General features: G+C 66.3%; 14 protein-coding genes. 11 read left to right on the top strand and 3 right to left on the bottom strand.

Annotation, left to right across the window (positions count from 1 at the left end):
* Positions 1–28: 28 nt before the first annotated feature.
* From nuoF to VGI12_11620, 7 genes are read left to right on the top strand one after another with little or no spacing between them, the layout of a single operon-like run.
* Positions 29–1,324 (top strand): NADH-quinone oxidoreductase subunit NuoF, encoded by a 1,296-nt coding sequence (nuoF, locus tag VGI12_11650; GenBank protein HEY2433317.1) that lies wholly within the window; start codon positions 29–31, stop codon positions 1,322–1,324.
* Between the two features lie 4 nt (positions 1,325–1,328).
* Positions 1,329–2,384 carry an NADH-quinone oxidoreductase subunit NuoH gene (gene nuoH / locus VGI12_11645; protein HEY2433316.1) on the top strand — a complete coding sequence of 352 codons (1,056 nt, stop codon included), beginning with the start codon at positions 1,329–1,331 and terminating at the stop codon, positions 2,382–2,384.
* A gap of 48 nt (positions 2,385–2,432) precedes the next feature.
* Positions 2,433–2,948, top strand: coding sequence for an NADH-quinone oxidoreductase subunit J (locus VGI12_11640; protein ID HEY2433315.1), 516 nt, complete (start codon positions 2,433–2,435; stop codon positions 2,946–2,948).
* Complete coding sequence (gene nuoK / locus VGI12_11635; protein HEY2433314.1) at positions 2,948–3,250, top strand: NADH-quinone oxidoreductase subunit NuoK; 303 nt, start codon at positions 2,948–2,950, stop codon at positions 3,248–3,250. Before VGI12_11640 ends, nuoK begins: the two co-directional genes overlap by 1 nt.
* 1 nt (position 3,251) lies before the next feature.
* Positions 3,252–5,309, top strand: coding sequence for an NADH-quinone oxidoreductase subunit L (gene nuoL, locus VGI12_11630; protein HEY2433313.1), 2,058 nt, complete (start codon positions 3,252–3,254; stop codon positions 5,307–5,309).
* A 55-nt stretch (positions 5,310–5,364) separates the two neighbouring features.
* Positions 5,365–6,861, top strand: coding sequence for an NADH-quinone oxidoreductase subunit M (locus VGI12_11625; GenBank protein HEY2433312.1), 1,497 nt, complete (start codon positions 5,365–5,367; stop codon positions 6,859–6,861).
* A complete protein-coding gene (locus VGI12_11620) occupies positions 6,858–8,285 on the top strand; it encodes an NADH-quinone oxidoreductase subunit N (protein ID HEY2433311.1) in 1,428 nt (475 codons plus the stop codon). Before VGI12_11625 ends, VGI12_11620 begins: the two co-directional genes overlap by 4 nt.
* A 48-nt stretch (positions 8,286–8,333) precedes the next feature.
* Here the strand turns inward: VGI12_11620 and VGI12_11615 are convergent, their stop codons facing one another.
* On the bottom strand, positions 8,334–8,783 hold the full coding sequence (locus VGI12_11615) for a hypothetical protein (protein HEY2433310.1): 450 nt from the start codon (positions 8,781–8,783) through the stop codon (positions 8,334–8,336).
* A gap of 294 nt (positions 8,784–9,077) precedes the next feature.
* Between VGI12_11615 and VGI12_11610 the strand changes: the two genes are divergently transcribed.
* Together VGI12_11610 and VGI12_11605 are read left to right on the top strand one after the other, a co-directional pair.
* Positions 9,078–9,908: an arginine deiminase-related protein gene (locus tag VGI12_11610; GenBank protein ID HEY2433309.1), complete on the top strand. Its 831-nt coding sequence runs from the start codon at positions 9,078–9,080 to the stop codon at positions 9,906–9,908.
* A 214-nt stretch (positions 9,909–10,122) separates the two neighbouring features.
* Entirely contained in the window at positions 10,123–14,016 is a 3,894-nt protein-coding gene (locus VGI12_11605; GenBank protein HEY2433308.1) for a TonB-dependent receptor, read from the top strand.
* 172 nt (positions 14,017–14,188) lie between these two features.
* On the opposite strand, the gene selA is transcribed toward VGI12_11605, so the two are convergent.
* The gene (gene selA / locus VGI12_11600; protein HEY2433307.1) at positions 14,189–15,559 is read right to left on the bottom strand and encodes an L-seryl-tRNA(Sec) selenium transferase; all 1,371 of its coding nucleotides are present in this window, start codon (positions 15,557–15,559) and stop codon (positions 14,189–14,191) included.
* A gap of 93 nt (positions 15,560–15,652) precedes the next feature.
* Here selA and VGI12_11595 point away from each other — a divergent pair, with 93 nt between their 5' ends.
* Positions 15,653–16,087, top strand: coding sequence for a hypothetical protein (locus VGI12_11595; GenBank protein ID HEY2433306.1), 435 nt, complete (start codon positions 15,653–15,655; stop codon positions 16,085–16,087).
* Between the two features lie 6 nt (positions 16,088–16,093).
* A complete protein-coding gene (locus VGI12_11590) occupies positions 16,094–16,681 on the top strand; it encodes a hypothetical protein (GenBank protein ID HEY2433305.1) in 588 nt (195 codons plus the stop codon).
* 47 nt (positions 16,682–16,728) lie between these two features.
* Here the strand turns inward: VGI12_11590 and VGI12_11585 are convergent, their stop codons facing one another.
* Positions 16,729–16,935: a cold-shock protein gene (locus VGI12_11585; GenBank protein ID HEY2433304.1), complete on the bottom strand. Its 207-nt coding sequence runs from the start codon at positions 16,933–16,935 to the stop codon at positions 16,729–16,731.
* Positions 16,936–17,072: the final 137 nt, after the last annotated feature.

Here is a 17,072-nt window from a genome sequence, read left to right as displayed (position 1 = left end):
CAGACCTTTAGGTCTGCCCAGGTGAACAATGGACCCGATTCTCACGAAGTACGTAAGCGAGCCGAATGGCTACGCGCTCGACTTCTACCTGAAGCACGAGGGCTATCAGGCGCTGAAGAAGGCGCTCGCCATGCCGCCGAACGACGTCATCGAGACGGTCAAGGCGTCGGGGCTGCGCGGTCGCGGCGGCGCCGGTTTTCCGACCGGCCTGAAGTGGCAGTTCGTCGACAAGAAGACGGAGCCGCGCTACATCTGCTGCAACGCCGACGAGAGCGAGCCCGGCACGTTCAAGGATCACGTGCTGATGGAGCGCAACCCGCACCTGCTCTTCGAAGGCTGCCTGATCGGGTGCTGGGCGATCGGCGCCAAGGTCGCCTACATCTACATCCGCGGCGAGTTCTATCACGTGCAGAAGGTGATGGAAGCGGAGCTGGCCAAGGCCTACGCGCAGGGCTACGCGGGGAAGAACATCCTCGGCTCCGGCTTCGATTGCGACATCGTCCTTCACCGCGGCGCCGGCGCCTACGAGGCCGGCGAGGAGACGGCGCTGATCGAGTCGCTCGAGGGCAAGCGCGCCCAGCCGCGCATCAAGCCGCCGTTCCCGGCTGTCGCCGGCCTGTATCAGAAGCCGACCGCGGTCAACAACGTCGAGACGCTCTGCAACCTGCCGGCGATCATCACCAACGGCCCGGAGTGGTTCGCCAAGCTCGGTCCCGAGAAGAACGGCGGCCCGAAGCTGTACTGCGTCAGCGGCCACGTCAGGAAGCCGGGCGTCTTCGAGGCGTCGATGAACACGACGCTCAACGAGCTGATCTTCGAGCGCGCCGGCGGCATCCGCGACGGCCACCAGTTGAAAGCGGTCATCCCGGGCGGCTCGTCGGTGCCGATCCTGCTGCCGCACGAGCTCGACATCCCGGCCAGCTTCGACTCGGTGCAGAAGGCCGGGTCGATGCTGGGATCGGCCGGCATCATCGTCATGGACGAGACCACGTGCATGGTGTGGGCGGCGATGAACCTGATGCACTTCTACAAGCACGAGTCGTGCGGCAAGTGCACGCCGTGCCGCGAAGGGGGCGACTGGCTGTTCAAGATCCTGTCGAAGATCGAGCGCGGCGACGGCGAGATGCGCGACCTCGATCTGCTGACCAGCGTCTCGAACAACATCGCCGGCAAGACGCTGTGCGCGTTCGGCGACGCCGAGGCGACGCCGCCGCTGACCACCCTCAAGCACTTCCGCGCCGAATACGAGGCCCACATCCGCGAGGGACGCTGCACGGTGCCGGCCGAGTGGCGATCGCGCGGAACGCTGGCGGCGGCGCACTGACGTCATGGGCCAACTGACACTCGCGGATTTCGGACTGAGCCAGGCGCTGATCGCACACGTGGTGCTGATCGTCGTCGTCTTCCAGGCGCTGGTCCTGACTTCGGCCTTCATGGTGTGGATGGAGCGCAAGGTGTGCGCCTACATCCAGGACCGCGAGGGGCCCAACCGGGTCGGGCCGGCGGGACTGCTGCAGCCCTTCGCCGACGTCATCAAGCTGGTCTTCAAGGAAGACCTGCAGCCCAAGGCGGCCGACGCCTTCCTGTTCGCGATCGCGCCGATCATCTCGACCGCGACGGCGTTCGCGGCGTTCTCGGTGGTGCCCTTCGGCGGCGAGACGACGTTGTTCGGGCTGCTGGATCAGCCGCTGCGCCTCGAGGCCACCGACGTCAACGTCGCGGTGCTGGTGATCTTCGCGGTGGCGTCGATGGGCGTCTACGGCATCGTGCTCGCCGGCTGGAGCTCCAACAGCAAGTACTCCCTGCTCGGCGGCCTGCGCAGCGCCGCGCAGATGATCAGCTACGAGCTGTCGTACGGGCTGGCGCTGGCGGCGGTGGTCATGCTCGCCGGGTCGCTGTCGCTGCGCGACGTGGTGACCAATCAGGCGGGCTACTGGTGGCACGTCATCCCCAAGTGGTACCTGTTCCTGCAGCCGTTCGGCTTCGTCATCTACATGACGGCGGGGGTCGCCGAGACCAATCGCGCGCCGTTCGACTTTCCGGAAGCGGAGCAGGAGCTCGTCGCCGGCTACCACACCGAGTACAGCAGCATGTCCTTCGCGCTGTTCTTCATGGCGGAGTACATCAACATGGTGACGGTGTCGGCGGTGGCGACCAGCCTCTATCTCGGCGGCTGGCTCGGCCCGTTCTCGGAGCGGCTCGGCGTCGGCTGGATGTACTTCATCGCCAAGGTGCTGCTGCTGCTCTTCTTCTACGTCTGGATGCGCTGGACGCTGCCGCGCTACCGCTACGACCAGTTGATGGAGTTCGGCTGGAAATGGCTGCTGCCAGGGGCGGTGCTGAACCTCATCGCCACGGCGGCGCTGGTCATCTGGTTAGGATAAGGTGCCGGAGACACACGTGCCGGACGTGCTGACCCGGCCGGCAGGCCTATGTCACTAGTTGCTTTTTACGTCTTTGCCGCCCTCGCGGTCGTCGCGTCGATCGGCGTGGTGTCGTCACGCAACCCGATGCACAGCGTGATGCTGCTGATCGTGTCGTTCGGCGCGCTCGCCGGACTCTACGTGCTGCTCGACGCGCCGTTCACCGCGGTCACCCAGATCATCGTCTACGCCGGGGCGATCATGGTGCTGTTCCTGTTCGTCGTCATGCTCCTCAACCAGCATCGCGAGGACGATCCGGATGTCGTGCCGGCGTCGCTGCGCGGCATCAACCTGCGCGCGGCGGTGCTGCTGTCGATCCTGCTGGCGGGCGAGGTGGCCTGGGCTCTGTCGCGCCTGGGGCCGACCGGCTTCAACCAGGAGCCCGGCGCGGCCGCGTCGATCAGCAGCGTCGCGCGGATCGGCACGGCGCTGTTCACGACGCACGCGTTTGCCTTCGAGGTCACCTCGGTGTTGATCCTGGTCTCGATGGTCGGCGCGGTCGTGGTCGCGCGGAGAGAGCACTGATGGCCACGCTGAACCACTTCCTCGTCCTCTCCGGGGTGCTGTTCTCGATTGGCACGGCTGGCGTGTTTCTGCGCCACAACCTGATCACGATCCTGCTGTCGATCGAGATCATGCTCAACGCGGTCAACGTCACGTTCGTGGCGGTGGGACGCTACCAGAACTCGGTCGACGGACAGATCATCACGTTCTTCGTCATGACCGTCGCGGCGGCGGAGGCGGCGGTCGGTCTGGCGCTGGTGATCGCGCTCTTCCGGCACCGCGAGACGCTCAGCCCCGACGCCTTCACGTCTCTGAAATGGTGAGATGCTCGCACTGATTCCGTTACTGCCGCTTCTGGGCTTCTGCCTCAACAGCTTGCTCGGCAAGCGGCTGCCGAAGTCGATCTCCGGGGGGGTCGCCTGCGCGGCGATGCTCGGCGCCTTTGGCGTCTCGCTGATGAGCGTGGTCGCCGCGCACGGCGCCGCCGAGCACTTCGTGCAGCAGACGTTCTTCCGCTGGCTGGCATCGGGCGACCTGCAGATTCCGGTGGCCTTCCTCGTCGATCCGCTGTCGTCGCTGATGATCCTGGTGATCACCGGCATCGGCTCGCTCATCCACATCTACTCGACCGCCTACATGCAGGAGGAGAGCGACAGCGAGTACGCCCGCTATTTCTCCTACCTGAACCTGTTTGCGGCGTTCATGCTGGTGCTGGTGCTCGGCTCGACGTTCCCGGTGATGTTCGTCGGCTGGGAAGGCGTCGGTTTGTGCTCGTACCTGCTGATCGGTTTCTGGTTCAAGAAGCGGTCGGCGGCCGACGCCGGCAAGAAGGCGTTCATCGTCAATCGCATCGGCGACTTCGGGTTCATCCTCGGGATGCTGCTGCTGTTCGTCACCTTCGGCACGCTCGATTTCCAGGAGGTCGGCTGGGCGGTGACCGCGCGCGCGCCAGAGGCGTCGCTCGGCGTGCTGACCGCGGCGACGCTGCTGCTGTTCCTCGGCGCGACCGGCAAGTCGGCGCAGATTCCGCTCTACGTCTGGCTGCCCGACGCGATGGAGGGCCCGACGCCGGTGTCGGCGCTGATCCATGCGGCGACCATGGTGACGGCGGGCGTCTACATGATCGGCCGGAACGCGGTGCTGTTCAGCCATACGCCGATCACGCTGGCCGTCGTCGCCGGGATCGGCGTGGCGACCGCGCTGATGGCCGGCACGATCGGCCTCGTGCAGAACGACATCAAGCGGGTGCTGGCCTACTCGACCGTCTCGCAGCTCGGCTACATGTTCCTGGCGATGGGGGTCGGCGCCTATGCGGCCGGCATCTTCCACCTCTACACGCACGCGTTCTTCAAGGCGCTGCTCTTCCTTGGATCAGGCGCGGTGATCCACGCGCTGCACGGCGAGCAGGACCTGCGCAACATGGGCGGGCTCAGGAAGGCCCTGCCGATCACCTACTGGACGTTCCTGATCGGGGCGATCGCGATCGCCGGCGTGCCGCCGCTCGCCGGGTTCTTCAGCAAGGACGAGATCCTGTGGCGCACCTATGCCGGCGGCCACACCCTGCTCTGGACGATCGGCATGCTCACGGCGTTGCTGACCGCCACCTACATGTTCCGCCTGGTCTTCCTGGCGTTCCACGGAGAGCGGCGTCATGAAGCTCCCGACGCCGCGCCGGCGCATCCCGAAGAAGAAGAGCCCGCCGCGCAAGCCGGGCACCCTTCGCACTCTCAGCACGACTTGCACCCTCTCCACGATGCGCCCCCCGCGATGGCGCTCGCGCTCGTCCTGCTCGCGATCGGCTCGGTCGTCGCCGGCTTCGTCGGCGTGCCGCACTCGCTCGGCGGCGGCAACCTGATCGAAGCGTTCCTCGAGCCGTCGTTCGAAGCGCACCAGACGGCGCCCGCCAACCCCGAGTTCCAGGTCACGCAGGCGCGTCCCGAGGACCGCCGCGTTGAGCTCCCGAACGAGTCCAGGTCGGTGCAGGAAGATGACACGCGCACCGAGCTGCTGCTGATGGGGCTGTCGTCGGGACTCGCGCTGGCCGGCATCGGGCTGGCTGCCTATTTCTGGCTGCGCAACCGCGCCGCCGCGACCCGCGTGGCGCGCGTCGCGACGCCGGTCTACGCGCTGCTGCTCAACAAGTACTACGTCGACGAGATCTACGACGCGGTCGTCGTCCAGCCGATCAAGGGGATCTCGACGCTGCTCCTGTGGAGAGGCATCGACACCGGGGTGATCGATGGGCTCGTCAACGCCGTCGGCGGGCTGGTACGCGGGTCGAGCAGTTCGCTTCGGCGACTGCAGAGCGGCTCGATTCGGGCCTACGCGGCGTCGCTGTTGCTGGGTGTAGTGGTGATTCTGGGATGGTACCTACTGCGGTAGGCCGGGTCTTCAGACAAGGCGTCCGGCGGATCCGAAGGTCCGCCTACAGGGATTGATGCTGTTATCGACTATCGTTTTTCTCCCGCTGCTCGGCGCGATATTCGTGCTGCTGGCCGGTGGACGGGGCGACAATCCGGAGCGCGAGGGCGCGGTGCGCGCCGTGGCGCTCGTGTCCTCGCTCGTCGTCTTTGCCGCGACGCTCTACCTGTGGTGGGTCTTCGACCCGGCCAGCGCCGAGTTTCAGTTCGTCGAGCGGCACGTCTGGCTCCCGCAGTTCGGCATCAGCTACCACCTCGGCGTCGACGGCATCAGCCTGTTCCTGATCGTGCTGACCGGCTTCCTGACGCCGCTGGCGCTGCTTTCGTCGTGGGCCGGCGTCCACAACAGCGTCAAGCTGTTTTCGTTCTTCATGCTGGCGCTCGAGACGGCGATGCTCGGCGTCTTCGTCTCGCTCGACCTGTTCCTGTTCTATCTGTTCTGGGACGCGATGCTCATCCCGATGTACTTCCTGATCGGGATCTGGGGCTACGACCGCCGCATCTACGCGGCCGTCAAGTTCATCCTCTACACGATGGCCGGCAGCGTGCTGATGCTGCTGGCGATCATCGGGCTGGCCTGGGCGCAGCAGGCGGCGACCGGGCAGGCCAGCTTCGACGTCGTCGATCTCTACAAGCTGCACCTGCCGTGGAGCACCGAGAAGTGGTTCTTCCTCGCCTTTGCGCTGGCGTTCGCGATCAAGGTGCCGCTGTTCCCGTTCCACACCTGGCTGCCCGACGCGCACGTCGAGGCGCCGACGGCCGGGTCGGTGATCCTGGCGGGGGTGCTGCTGAAGATGGGCACCTACGGGCTGTTGCGCTTTGCGTTCCCGCTGTTCCCCTCGGCGGCGGCCTACTTTGCCCCCTATCTCGCGGGGCTCGCGGTCATCGGCATCGTCTACGGCGCGCTCGTCGCGATGGTGCAGCCCGACATGAAGAAGCTCGTCGCCTATTCGAGCGTCAGCCACCTCGGCGTGGTCGTGCTCGGGCTGTGCGCGATCGACGTCAACGGCGTCCAGGGCGCCGTCTACCAGATGCTCAACCACGGCGTCAGTACCGGCGGCCTCTTCATGATCGTCGGCATGCTCTCGGATCGGCGGCACACCCGGCTGATCTCGGAGTACGGCGGGCTGAAGGCCGTCGCGCCGCGCCTGGTCGCGTGCTTCCTGCTGGTGACGCTCGCGTCGATCGCGATGCCGGGCATGAACGGCTTCGTCGGCGAGTTCCTGATTCTGCTGGGCGCGTTCCGCGTCTGGCCGTGGCTGACCGCGGTGGGGGCGACCGGCGTCATCCTGTCGGCGGTCTACATGCTCTGGATGTTCCAGCGGGTCAACTACGGCGAGGTCACCAACGAGAAGAATCGCGGGCTGTCGGATCTCTCCGGACGCGAATGGGCGATGATGATTCCGACCATCGCGATGTGCATCCTCATGGGGGTGGCGCCGGCGATCTTCCTGCGGCCGATGGAGCCCTCGATCATCCGGGTGCTCGATCTGATCCACGGGATGGGCCGATGAACGGCTTTGCCGCGACCATCCCGATGCTGATCGTCGTCCTGTCGGCGATCGCGGCGATGCTCGCCGAAGCGATCCGCCATCCGGGCGAACGGATGTACCTCGCCGGCTTCGGCCTGATCGGCTTGACCGGGGCGCTGGTCGCCTCCTGCTTCCTCTGGGACACCGACGCGGTCAGCTTCGGCGTGGTCCGCGCCGACAACTTCGCGCTGTTCGTCAACGTCATCCTCTGCATCATCGGCATCCTGACGATGGTGTTTTCGAACGACGTGGTGGAGCGGGAAAACCTGCCCGCCGGCGAGTACTACGCGCTGACGCTGTTTGCGATTGCCGGGATGATGCTGATGGCGGCGGCGGTCGACCTGCTGGTGATCTTCCTGGCGCTCGAGGTGTTGTCGCTGGCGGTCTACGTGCTGACGGCGCTCCGCCGCAACAGCGCGCAGTCGGCCGAGGCGGCCTTCAAGTATTTCCTTCTCGGCGCCTTCTCGAGCGCGTTCTTCCTCTATGGGATCGCCTTCGCGTTCGCGATCAGCGGCTCGACCCGTCTCGACGCGGTGGCGACGGCGATGGCCTCGGGCCCGACCGGGACGCTGGCGCTGCTGTCGATCGGCCTGCTGACGGTCGGCTTCTGTTTCAAGGTCTCGGCCATCCCCTTCCACATGTGGACGCCGGACGCCTACGAGGGGGCGCCGACCGTGGTGACCGCGTTCATGTCGACGGCGGTCAAGGCCGCGGCGTTCGCGGCATTCGCCCGCGTGTTCCTGTCGACGCTGCAGCCCCTGCAGGGGCACTGGATGCCGGTGCTGTCGGGCATCGCGGCGTTGACCATGATCGGCGGATCGGTGCTGGGCGTGCTGCAGAGCAACATCAAGCGGATGCTCGCCTACTCGAGCATCGCCCACGCCGGATACCTGATGCTCGGCATCGTCTCGGCGAACGCGGCGGGCAAGGCGGCCATCCTGTTCTACCTGCTCGCCTATGCGGTCGCCAATCTCGGCGCGCTCGGCATCGTGGCCCTGCTCGGCACCGAGGAGCGCCAGCACGATCAACTGCGCGATTTCGCGGGCCTGTGGCGGTCCCGTCCCGGACTGGCCGGACTGATGACCGTGTTCCTGCTCTCGCTCGGCGGGTTTCCGCCGACCGCCGGCTTCATCGGCAAGTGGTACATCTTCAACGCAGCTGTGCAGGAAGGACATTTCGCCCTGGCCATCATCGGCGTCCTGACCAGCGTCGTGTCCGTGTTCTTCTACCTGCGCGTCGTGGTGATGATGTATATGACCGACGAAGCGGTCGCCGCGCCGCGCCCGCGCATCTCGGCCCCCTCGATGATCGCGCTCACGCTGGCTGTCGCCGCGACCTTCTATCTCGGCGTGCTGCCGACCCGCGTCCTCGACTACGCGCTGCAGTCGATCCAGACGATTTTCTGATCACCGGGCGGCTGCGGTGCCGCGGCTCGGTCACCTTACCGGCACAATCTAATAGTGCTGCACCTGCACTGTGAACGAGGTGGTGACGCCAGGGCCGACGTTGCCGGCATCGTAGACACGCACGCAGTACGCGCCGGCGGCGGCGGTGGCGGTGATCGCGGTGCTGCCGCTGCGCGATGCGTCGTTCTGCATCTGGTTGAGGCCGCACGTCTGGGCCGAGGCGTCCCACGCGCCGATGCCCAGACCGAGCGCCGTCACCGTCGCCGGCGAGATGCTGGTGTAGCCGGCCAGCAGCGAGTTGCCGTTGGTGTTCACCGTGAAATTGAAGACGGTGCTGCTGTTCTGGGTGACCGTGCCGTTGAAGGTCTCGGTGATGACCGTCGGCGTCGGCGTGGTGGGGGTCGAGGAAGACGTGTCGGACGAGCTCGAGCCGCAGCCGGCAGCGGCAAGCGCACCGAGCGCCGAGAGGATGAAGACGAGTCGCCGCGAACTGAACATGTCAAGTCCTTTTCGAAGATGAGCGCGCGCACACGATAACACTGTCGTGGCGAGCAAGACTCGCACCGCTTCGGGGCTCCCGTGAGCCGGCCGTATCCCGTTCAGGGGCTGCGTGTTCACGCGTTGCCACGGCGTTGCCACATCTGTCGAGTGCGTGCGTGTCAGCCACTGAGTACACCGGCGCCACCTGCGCGTGACAATCGATCGGCCGCTGCCTCGCGGATGCGCGGCTAGTTCCGGCGAATTATCATGGGCGCGATCGTCGTTCGGGCGGGCGTACAATCTCCGCACCCGATGCTCGTCGCGTTCACCAGGGAAGTGCCGCCATCCATCGATCGCTGCGAGCTGACGCACCTGCAGCGGGAACCGATCGATCGGGCGCGCGCGATCGTCGAACACGCCGCCTACGAGGACGTCCTGCGCCAGGCTGGCTGCCGCGTCGAGCGGTTGCCGCCGCTGCCGGACCACCCCGATTCCGTGTTCGTCGAGGACACGGCGATCGTGTTCGATCGGATCGCGGTCATCGCCCGTCCGGGCGCGGCGTCGCGGCGAGGGGAACGGGCGTCGACCGCCAAGGCGCTCGCCGTGTACCGGCCGCTCGCGTGGATTCGGCCGCCCGGCACGCTCGACGGTGGCGACGTGATCGAGACGCCCGGCGTGGTGTTCGTGGGTGTCAGCGGCCGCACCAACGCGGAGGGCGTTCGGCAGCTTGCAGCGATCCTGACGCCGTTCGGCGTGCGCGTCGTGCCGCTGCCGGTGCGTGAGTGCCTCCATCTGAAGAGCGCGGCGGTCTGGCTGCGCGCGGCGGCGGCGTTGCCGACGATCCTGCTCAACCCTGCCTGGATCGATGCCGCTCATTTCGAAGGCTTCGACGTCCTCGAAGTGGATCCGGGGGAGCCGCACGCGGCGAACGTGCTGGCGATCGGGGGTTGCGTGATCTGCGCGGCGTCGTTTCCGGCCACGCGCCGGCGTCTCGAGGCGCAGGGCGCGGCGACCATCACGGTTCCGGCGGTCGAGCTCGCCAAGGCTGAAGGTGGCGTCACGTGCTGCTCGGTCCTGGTCGAAGTGGGTGCGGGAACTTTTGGTACCACGAGATACTCCCCAGAGCAAGATCCAAAGTCTTGAATTTTAGCCCTCCAAAACACTGTTCTTGACCGGAACAGGTCCACAAGTTTAGGTTTTCCCATTCTCGGACTGTGCGGCCGCGAGTCGGGCTGGGAGTGGGCCCGACTTCGGCAAACCGTGACGGCCGGTCGTCGGTTTGTCCGTGGATACAGAGTGGATGCAGGCCCTGTGGCAACCCCCGTCGCTCCCCGACGGGCGGTGGAAGGATGGTTCAATGAATCGCAGTAGGTTGCGGCTGGGACTCGTCGTCCTGTTCGCGGTGGTGTTCTGTGCGTGCGGCCGCCTGGCCTTTGCGCAGGGCTCGACCAGCCAGCCCCTCTCGGGCACGGTCGTCGATTCGTCCGGCGCGGTGATTCCCGGCGCCGACGTCGTCGTCAAACACAACGGCACAGGCGTGGCCAACAGCACCGTGTCGAACAGCGACGGCATCTTTACGATCCCGGCGCTCTCCAGCGGCACCTATACGGTCACCGTGTCGCTCCAGGGCTTCAAGACCGTCGTCATCGAAAACGTCGTACTGACATCGGGACATGGCGCCGACGTCAAGGCGACCATGGAAGTGGGCGGCGTCTCCGAGCAGGTCACGGTGGCCTCGTCGTCGGAGATCATCCAGACGCAGACCGCCGGCGTGGCGCAGACGGTGAACGCCGACCAGATCGTCAAGCTGCCGTTGACCTCGCGCGGCGCGATGGATTTCGTCAACCTGCTGCCCGGCGTCACGACGCCGAACGGCAACCGCCAGGCCTCCATCAACGGCCTGCCGCGCACCGCGATCAACATCACGCTCGACGGTGTCAACATCCAGGACAACACCAACAAGGGCACGAGCGGCGACGACGGCTTCTTCGCCGAGGTCAACCCGCGTCTCGACGCGGTGGAGGAAGTGACCGTGTCGACCGCCGCGCAGGGCACCGATGCGAATGCCGACGGCGCCGCGCAGATCAAGTTCGTGACCCGCGCCGGCAGCAACAACTTCACCGGCAGCGCCTACGAGTACTTCAGGAGCGACAAGTACAACGCCAATACCTGGTTCAACAACGCCAAGGGTGTCGCCAAGGTGCCGCTCAAGCAGAACCAGCCCGGTTTCCGGTTCGGCGGCCCGATCGTGCTGCCGGGTTTCGATGGCCACAACAAGGCGTTCTTCTTCGTCAACTACGAAGAGTTCCACGCGCCGTCCGCCGTGTCGCGCACGCGCACCGTGCTCAACCAGGGTGCGCAGACGGGCAACTACTGCTATGGCTCGACGTGCGTCAACGTGCTGAAGCTCAACGCGCCGATGTCCAACATCGACCCGACGATTGCCAAGCTGCTGAGCGACATGAACTCCGCCATGGGTTCGACCGGCACGCTGACGGGCAACGGCAACGCCAACCAGCAGAGTTACAACTTCAATATCCCGGTGCAGTCGCTGCGCCGCTATCCGACCGGCCGCGTCGACTACAACATCTCGCAGAATCACCGCATTTCGTCGTCGGTGAACTATCAGTACTTCTATGACTTCCCGGACACGCTGAACCAGCACGAGCCGGCCTTCCCCGGCTTCCCCGGTTCGGCGGCGAGCCAGACCTCGAAACGACTCGCCTTCAGCAACAGCCTCCGCTCGACGCTGAGCCGGAACATGGTCAACGAAGCGACCGTCGCCTACGCGTGGGCGCCGATCTCGTTCTTCCCGGAAGAGGGCGTCGACCAGTTCAACGGCAGCGTGGCCAACATGAACGGCAACGCGATCGGGTTCGGCTCGGTCGACTCGAGCCTGACCTCGCCGATTATTTCCTTCCCGGCGCCGCAGTCGCGCAATGCCGATACGCTCGACATCACCGACAACCTGACGTGGCTGAAGGGCTCCCACTCGATCACGATGGGCGGCCAGGTGTCGACCTACAGCATCTGGGCGAAGAACTCGACGGCGGTGCCACAGGTGACGCTGTGCTGCACGACGACGACCGGCCTGCCATCGACTGATCCGGCGGCGGCGTTCTTCACGACGGCGAATTTTCCTGGCGCCTCGGGCTCGCAGCTGATCGCGGCGCAAGGGCTGTTCTCGATGCTGACCGGGCGGGTCAGCAACATCTTCGGCGACGCGCGCATCGACGCGTCGACCGGCCAGTACGCCTACATGGGCACCGGTCTCCAGGAAGGGGCGCTGCATGAGCAGGCCGCCTACATCCAGGATCAGTGGCGTCTGAAGTCGAACCTGACCCTCAACATGGGCGTGCGCTACGATCTGCAGCAGCCCTTCAGCGCCTCGAACAGCATCTATTCCTACGTCGACGCCGCGAACCTGTGCGGCGTTTCCGGCGCGAACGGGGACAGCGCCTGCAACCTGTTCCAGCCTGGCGTCATGCCGGGTCAGCACACGGTGCTGCAGCAGTACACAGCCGGCACCGATTCGGCGAAGACCGACTGGAACAACTTCGCGCCAAGCGTCGGCATGGCCTGGACGCCGCAGTCGCGTCCGGGCTTCCTCGGCAAGCTGATGGGCCCGAACGATTTCGTGGTCCGTGGCGGCTACGCCCGTTCGTTCAGCCGTCCCGCCATCGGCGACTTCACGGCGATCTTCAACACCAACCCGGGCGTCCGGCTGACCAACCAGCCGAGCGCGGCGACGATTCTCGCCAACGGCGGTCAGTCGTCGGTGGGCGCGCTCCTGCTGAGCAATCCGCTCGTGCAGCTGCCGGTGCCGGGCTTCCCGGCGTCGCCGTCGTATCCATTCCCGCCGACGAGCAACACCAACTCGATCGCGGCGTTCAATCAAGGCATCCAGATCCCGTACTCTGACACTTGGCAGACGGGCTTCACGCGCTCGATCGGCAAGGACATGGCGCTCGAGGTGCGCTACGTCGGTACGCACGGCTACGACATTTGGGGCAACTTCAACTACAACCAGTTGAACATCACCAGCAACGGTTTCCTGAGCGAGTTCCGTCAGGCTCAGGCAAACCTGCAGGCGAACCTCGCCAATAACCGCGGCAGCACGTTCGCCTACACGGGCGCGCCGGGCACGGCACCGCTGCCGACGTTCCTCGGCTTCTTCCAGGGGTTGAATGCGTCGAACGCGGGCAACCCTGCCGCGTATACGAGCGCGAACTTCGCCAGCACGACGTTCCTGGCGTTCCTGGCCGCGAACAACCCGAATCCCTTCGGCTTCGCCTCGACCAACACGACGAGCGGGTTCGCAGGGAGCACCACGTTCCGCGCCAACGGCCTCACGGCCGGCATCCCGGCCAATTACTTCCAGGCGAATCCCGACGTCACCAACGCGAACGTGCAGGGCAACCGCGACTCGACTTATTACAACGGTCTGCAGACCGAGTTCCGCCGCCGTTTCTCGCAGGGTCTGCAGTTCCAGGTGAGCTACTCGCTCGATCATGCGTGGGCCACCACCTATCTCGGGTTCGTCAACGGCGCCGTCTATCGGCGTCCGACCGGTAATGAAGGCGACCTGACGCACCAGTACAAGTCGCTGGTGAGCTACGATCTGCCGTTCGGGCAGGGCCGGCGATTCGGCAGCGGCGCCGGCGGCGCGATGGATCGGCTGATCGGCGGCTGGCAGGTGGCGCTGTCGTCGGTCATCCACAGCGGCCAGCTGGTGGACTTCGGCAACGTCCGCCTCGTCGGCATGTCGACGAGCGACGTGCAGAAGATGGTCCAGCTGCGCTTCGATCCGTCAGGAGCCGGTCTCGTCTACATGCTGCCGGCCGACGTCATCACGAATACGATCAACGCGTTCAACGTGAGCGCGACGTCCGCTTCGGGTTACGCCGGGACGGCGCCGACGGGCCGCTACTTCGCGCCGGCCAACGGACCGGACTGCATCGAGGTCGAGAATTCGCGAGTCGGCAAGTGCGGCGCCGGCAGCGTCGTCGTTGCCGGGCCGCTCTTCCAGCAGCACGACATCACGGTCGCGAAGCGCACCAAGGTCGTGGGCCATACGACGGGCGAGTTTCGCCTGGAGATGCTGAACGCCTTCAACCACGCGAACTTCACGCCGGGCGGCACCGGCACGACGTCGACCAACGCTGCGTCCCTGACCAACTACCAGTTGACGGCGCTGAGCGGAACGAACACCAGCCGAACGGTGCAGCTCGTGTTCCGATTCAATTGGTAGCACGAAGGAAGCGAAGGACAGCGAAGGACGCGAAGGATCGGGAACACGAAGTGATCGGGGGGGCATCTTCAGGATGCCGCCCCCGTTCTTGTGTACGCGGAGCGGCGAGGGCGCGCTCAGAGCGTGGAGCGGCAGGGTCGGAGGGCTGGGTTAGACCAGGGAAAGCGGGTGCCTACGGGGTGGGCACCGCGGCGAGCGCGTCGATCTCGTCTGGCAGCACGGTGCGCAGATCGAGGACGACCCGGTCGTTGCAGATACGGGCGATGACGGGAGGGTCCTGGGACCGCAGGTGCTGCTCGATGTGATCCGCCGTCAGGCCATCGCGCGTCAGCTCGACGAGCCTGGTCGGCAGTGCCGCGCCCGGCGCGCTGCCGCCGCCGACGGTCGACATGCCGTCGACGACGCGTGTTTGCCAGCCGCGCGCGGCGAGCGTGCTCGCCAGCATCTCGGCGCGGGCCCCGATCTCCGCCGCGCTCATACGCAGCATGCGCTGCACCGGCACGGTGTCGTGGCTGCGCCCGATCGCGTGTTCCTCGAGCGTCGCCTCGAGCGCCGCATAGGTCAGCTTGTCGACGCGCAGCGCGCGCATCAAGGGATGGCGTCGGATCGTGTCGAGCGCATCGCGCTGTCCCGCGATGATCCCCGCCTGCGGTCCGCCGAGCAGCTTGTCGCCGCTGAAACAGACGACGGCGGCGCCGCCGGCGACGCTCGCCGAGACGATGGGCTCGTCGCGGAGCGCCTCTGGCAGGTCGGCGCGATCGGGCCAGCCGAGCCACCCGCTGCCGAGGTCCTCGGCGACGGGGACGCCGAATCGCCGCCCGAGCGCCGTCAATTCCTCGAGCGAGGCGCGTTCGGTGAAGCCCACGACCTTGAAATTGGACGGGTGGACGCGCAGGATCAGCGCGGTCCGGTCGCTGATCGCGGCGGCATAGTCGGCCGCGCGCGTCCGGTTCGTCGTCCCCACCTCGCGCAGGATCGCCCCCGATTGCGCCATCACGTCGGGTACGCGGAAACCGCCGCCGATCTCCACCAGCTCGCCGCGCGAGATGATGACCTCGCGTCCGTGCGCCAGTGAAGCGAGCAGCAGCAGCGTCGCGGCGGCGTTGTTGTTGACGACGACGGCCGCTTCGGCGCCGGTCAGGCGGGCGATCAGCTTCTCGGCATGGGTGTCGCGCCGTCCGCGCGTCCCCGAGGCGAGATCGTATTCGAGATTGGTGTAGCCGGCGGCGACCTGGAGGACGCGGGCCAGCGACGCCTCGGCCAGCGGCGCGCGCCCGAGGTTGGTGTGCACGATCACGCCGGTGGCGTTGATCACGCGGAGCAGCGACGGCCGCATCGCGGCGCGCAGGCGCGCCTCGGCCCCGCGCTCGAGGCGGTCGACCGCGTCTTCCACGGTCACCGCGGCGACAAGTCCGCTGGCCAGTTCCTGGCGCAGGTCGGCTGTCTCGGCGCGCAGCGCGTCCACGAGCGCCGCGCGCCCGTAGCGCGTCTCGAGCGCGTGCATCGAGTCACGCTGGCGCAGTTGTTCTACGGAGGGGATCACCCGGAAATCGGACAGACCCACATCTCCACATTTCCAATTTTCAACATTTCCAAATTTCCAAATATTCAGGATACCATCTGACTTCCGACGTCCATGTCCGCCGACCCCAACGAACCGCCGCGCGTGCCGGTGCCCGACTATCGGCCGATCGAGCGGTTCTGGCCCTATGCCGACCTGTCGGAGCAGCCGACCGACGAGGAGCTTGCGGCGCTCAGCCCGGAGCTGAGCGAAGCGCTCTTCGGCACCCCGAAGCTGCCGTTTTCGGTGACGCTCGAGTTCCCGGTCTTCAGCGGTGCCGACTACGACGCGGCGCTGGCGCTGGCGCGCGCCTCGGCGGAATACCGCGAGGTCGGTCCAGCGGATCGGCTGCGCCACCGCGCGCGGTTCTACCCGAAGGACGCCGCGGCGCTCCGCGACCTGTTTCAGATCGTTGGCCGGTTCGACTCGACCGACGTGCTGATCGACGACAAGGCGGTGCCGCACGCGCGCGAGCTGTGGCTGCCCTTGATCTGGTTCCTGATTCGGTGACGCGCGATGCCAGAGCTGACCGAGGTCCAGAAGGATCTGCAGTTGCTCGCCGCCGGCCTCAAGCAGCTCGAGGCGGAATACAACATGTTCTTCGCGGGGCGGTTGGCGCGGCCGCCGTTGGAGACGCGCAACCGCATCCAGGCACTCGTGAAGAAATGGGATCGCGGCCACATCCAGACCGCCGCGGACCGGTTCCAGTTCGACACGCTGCAGCGCCGCTTCATGACGTTCGTCGATCTCTGGGACCGCGGACTGCGCTCGCGCGAAGAAGGCCGCGCCGGTCCGTTTGCCGCGCCGCCGCCGAAAATGCCGCGGCGCGAGGAGAGGTCGAAGGCGCAGGTCGTCCACACGACGTCCTTCCAGGACCCGATGCGGGAGATGGACAAGCTCCAGTCCCTGTACGACTCCCTCATGGACGCGCGACGCGAGGCCGGCGACGACATCGTGCCGTTCCATCGCTTCGCGGCGCTGGTCAAGGATCAGGTGACCAAGGTGCGCGCCGATGGCACGGCCGAGGTCGGTTTCCGCGTGACGGTCAGCGAAGGAAAGGTAAACTTTACGGTGCGGGGCTTGAAGGACGGAGAGAAGGGCTGAATCGTCGGAGGGGAGAGGCGGCGTGGACACCGCCTCTCCGGGCGAAACTAGGCGGCTTTGGTCACGTTACCGGCCTGCGGGCCTTTCGGGCCGTCAACGATTTCGAACTCGACCGCCTGACCCTCCTCGAGTGTCCGGAAGCCGTTTCCCTGGACGGCCGAGAAGTGCACGAACACGTCGGAGCCGCCGTCTCGCTCAATGAAACCGTAGCCCTTGGCGTTGTTGAACCACTTGACCTTGCCTGTGATACGCATCGTACTTTTCCTGCCTTGCAATGGGCCTGAACATAAAAAAAGACCGCGAGTGCGCGGCCTCGGCTTTCGACGCTGGCCCGCCAGCGCCGTGGAAATACTAGCCGCCGTTACACGGATGTGTCAAGAAAAACGCCTGC

The organism is Vicinamibacterales bacterium, assembly GCA_036496585.1.
Classification (GTDB): domain Bacteria; phylum Acidobacteriota; class Vicinamibacteria; order Vicinamibacterales; family 2-12-FULL-66-21; genus JAICSD01.
This window is presented reverse-complemented; position numbering and strand designations above follow the sequence as displayed.

Excerpts from the sequence above, each read along its gene's own strand:
- nuoF (HEY2433317.1), top strand. The coding sequence starts at position 29 with ATGGACCCGATTCTCACGAAGTACGTAAGCGAGCCGAATGGCTACGCG.
- nuoH (HEY2433316.1), top strand. The coding sequence starts at position 1,329 with ATGGGCCAACTGACACTCGCGGATTTCGGACTGAGCCAGGCGCTGATC.
- VGI12_11640 (HEY2433315.1), top strand. The coding sequence starts at position 2,433 with ATGTCACTAGTTGCTTTTTACGTCTTTGCCGCCCTCGCGGTCGTCGCG.
- nuoK (HEY2433314.1), top strand. The coding sequence starts at position 2,948 with ATGGCCACGCTGAACCACTTCCTCGTCCTCTCCGGGGTGCTGTTCTCG.
- nuoL (HEY2433313.1), top strand. The coding sequence starts at position 3,252 with ATGCTCGCACTGATTCCGTTACTGCCGCTTCTGGGCTTCTGCCTCAAC.
- VGI12_11625 (HEY2433312.1), top strand. The coding sequence starts at position 5,365 with ATGCTGTTATCGACTATCGTTTTTCTCCCGCTGCTCGGCGCGATATTC.
- VGI12_11620 (HEY2433311.1), top strand. The coding sequence starts at position 6,858 with ATGAACGGCTTTGCCGCGACCATCCCGATGCTGATCGTCGTCCTGTCG.
- VGI12_11615 (HEY2433310.1), bottom strand. The coding sequence starts at position 8,783 with ATGTTCAGTTCGCGGCGACTCGTCTTCATCCTCTCGGCGCTCGGTGCG.
- VGI12_11610 (HEY2433309.1), top strand. The coding sequence starts at position 9,078 with ATGCTCGTCGCGTTCACCAGGGAAGTGCCGCCATCCATCGATCGCTGC.
- VGI12_11605 (HEY2433308.1), top strand. The coding sequence starts at position 10,123 with ATGAATCGCAGTAGGTTGCGGCTGGGACTCGTCGTCCTGTTCGCGGTG.
- VGI12_11595 (HEY2433306.1), top strand. The coding sequence starts at position 15,653 with ATGTCCGCCGACCCCAACGAACCGCCGCGCGTGCCGGTGCCCGACTAT.
- VGI12_11590 (HEY2433305.1), top strand. The coding sequence starts at position 16,094 with ATGCCAGAGCTGACCGAGGTCCAGAAGGATCTGCAGTTGCTCGCCGCC.
- VGI12_11585 (HEY2433304.1), bottom strand. The coding sequence starts at position 16,935 with ATGCGTATCACAGGCAAGGTCAAGTGGTTCAACAACGCCAAGGGCTAC.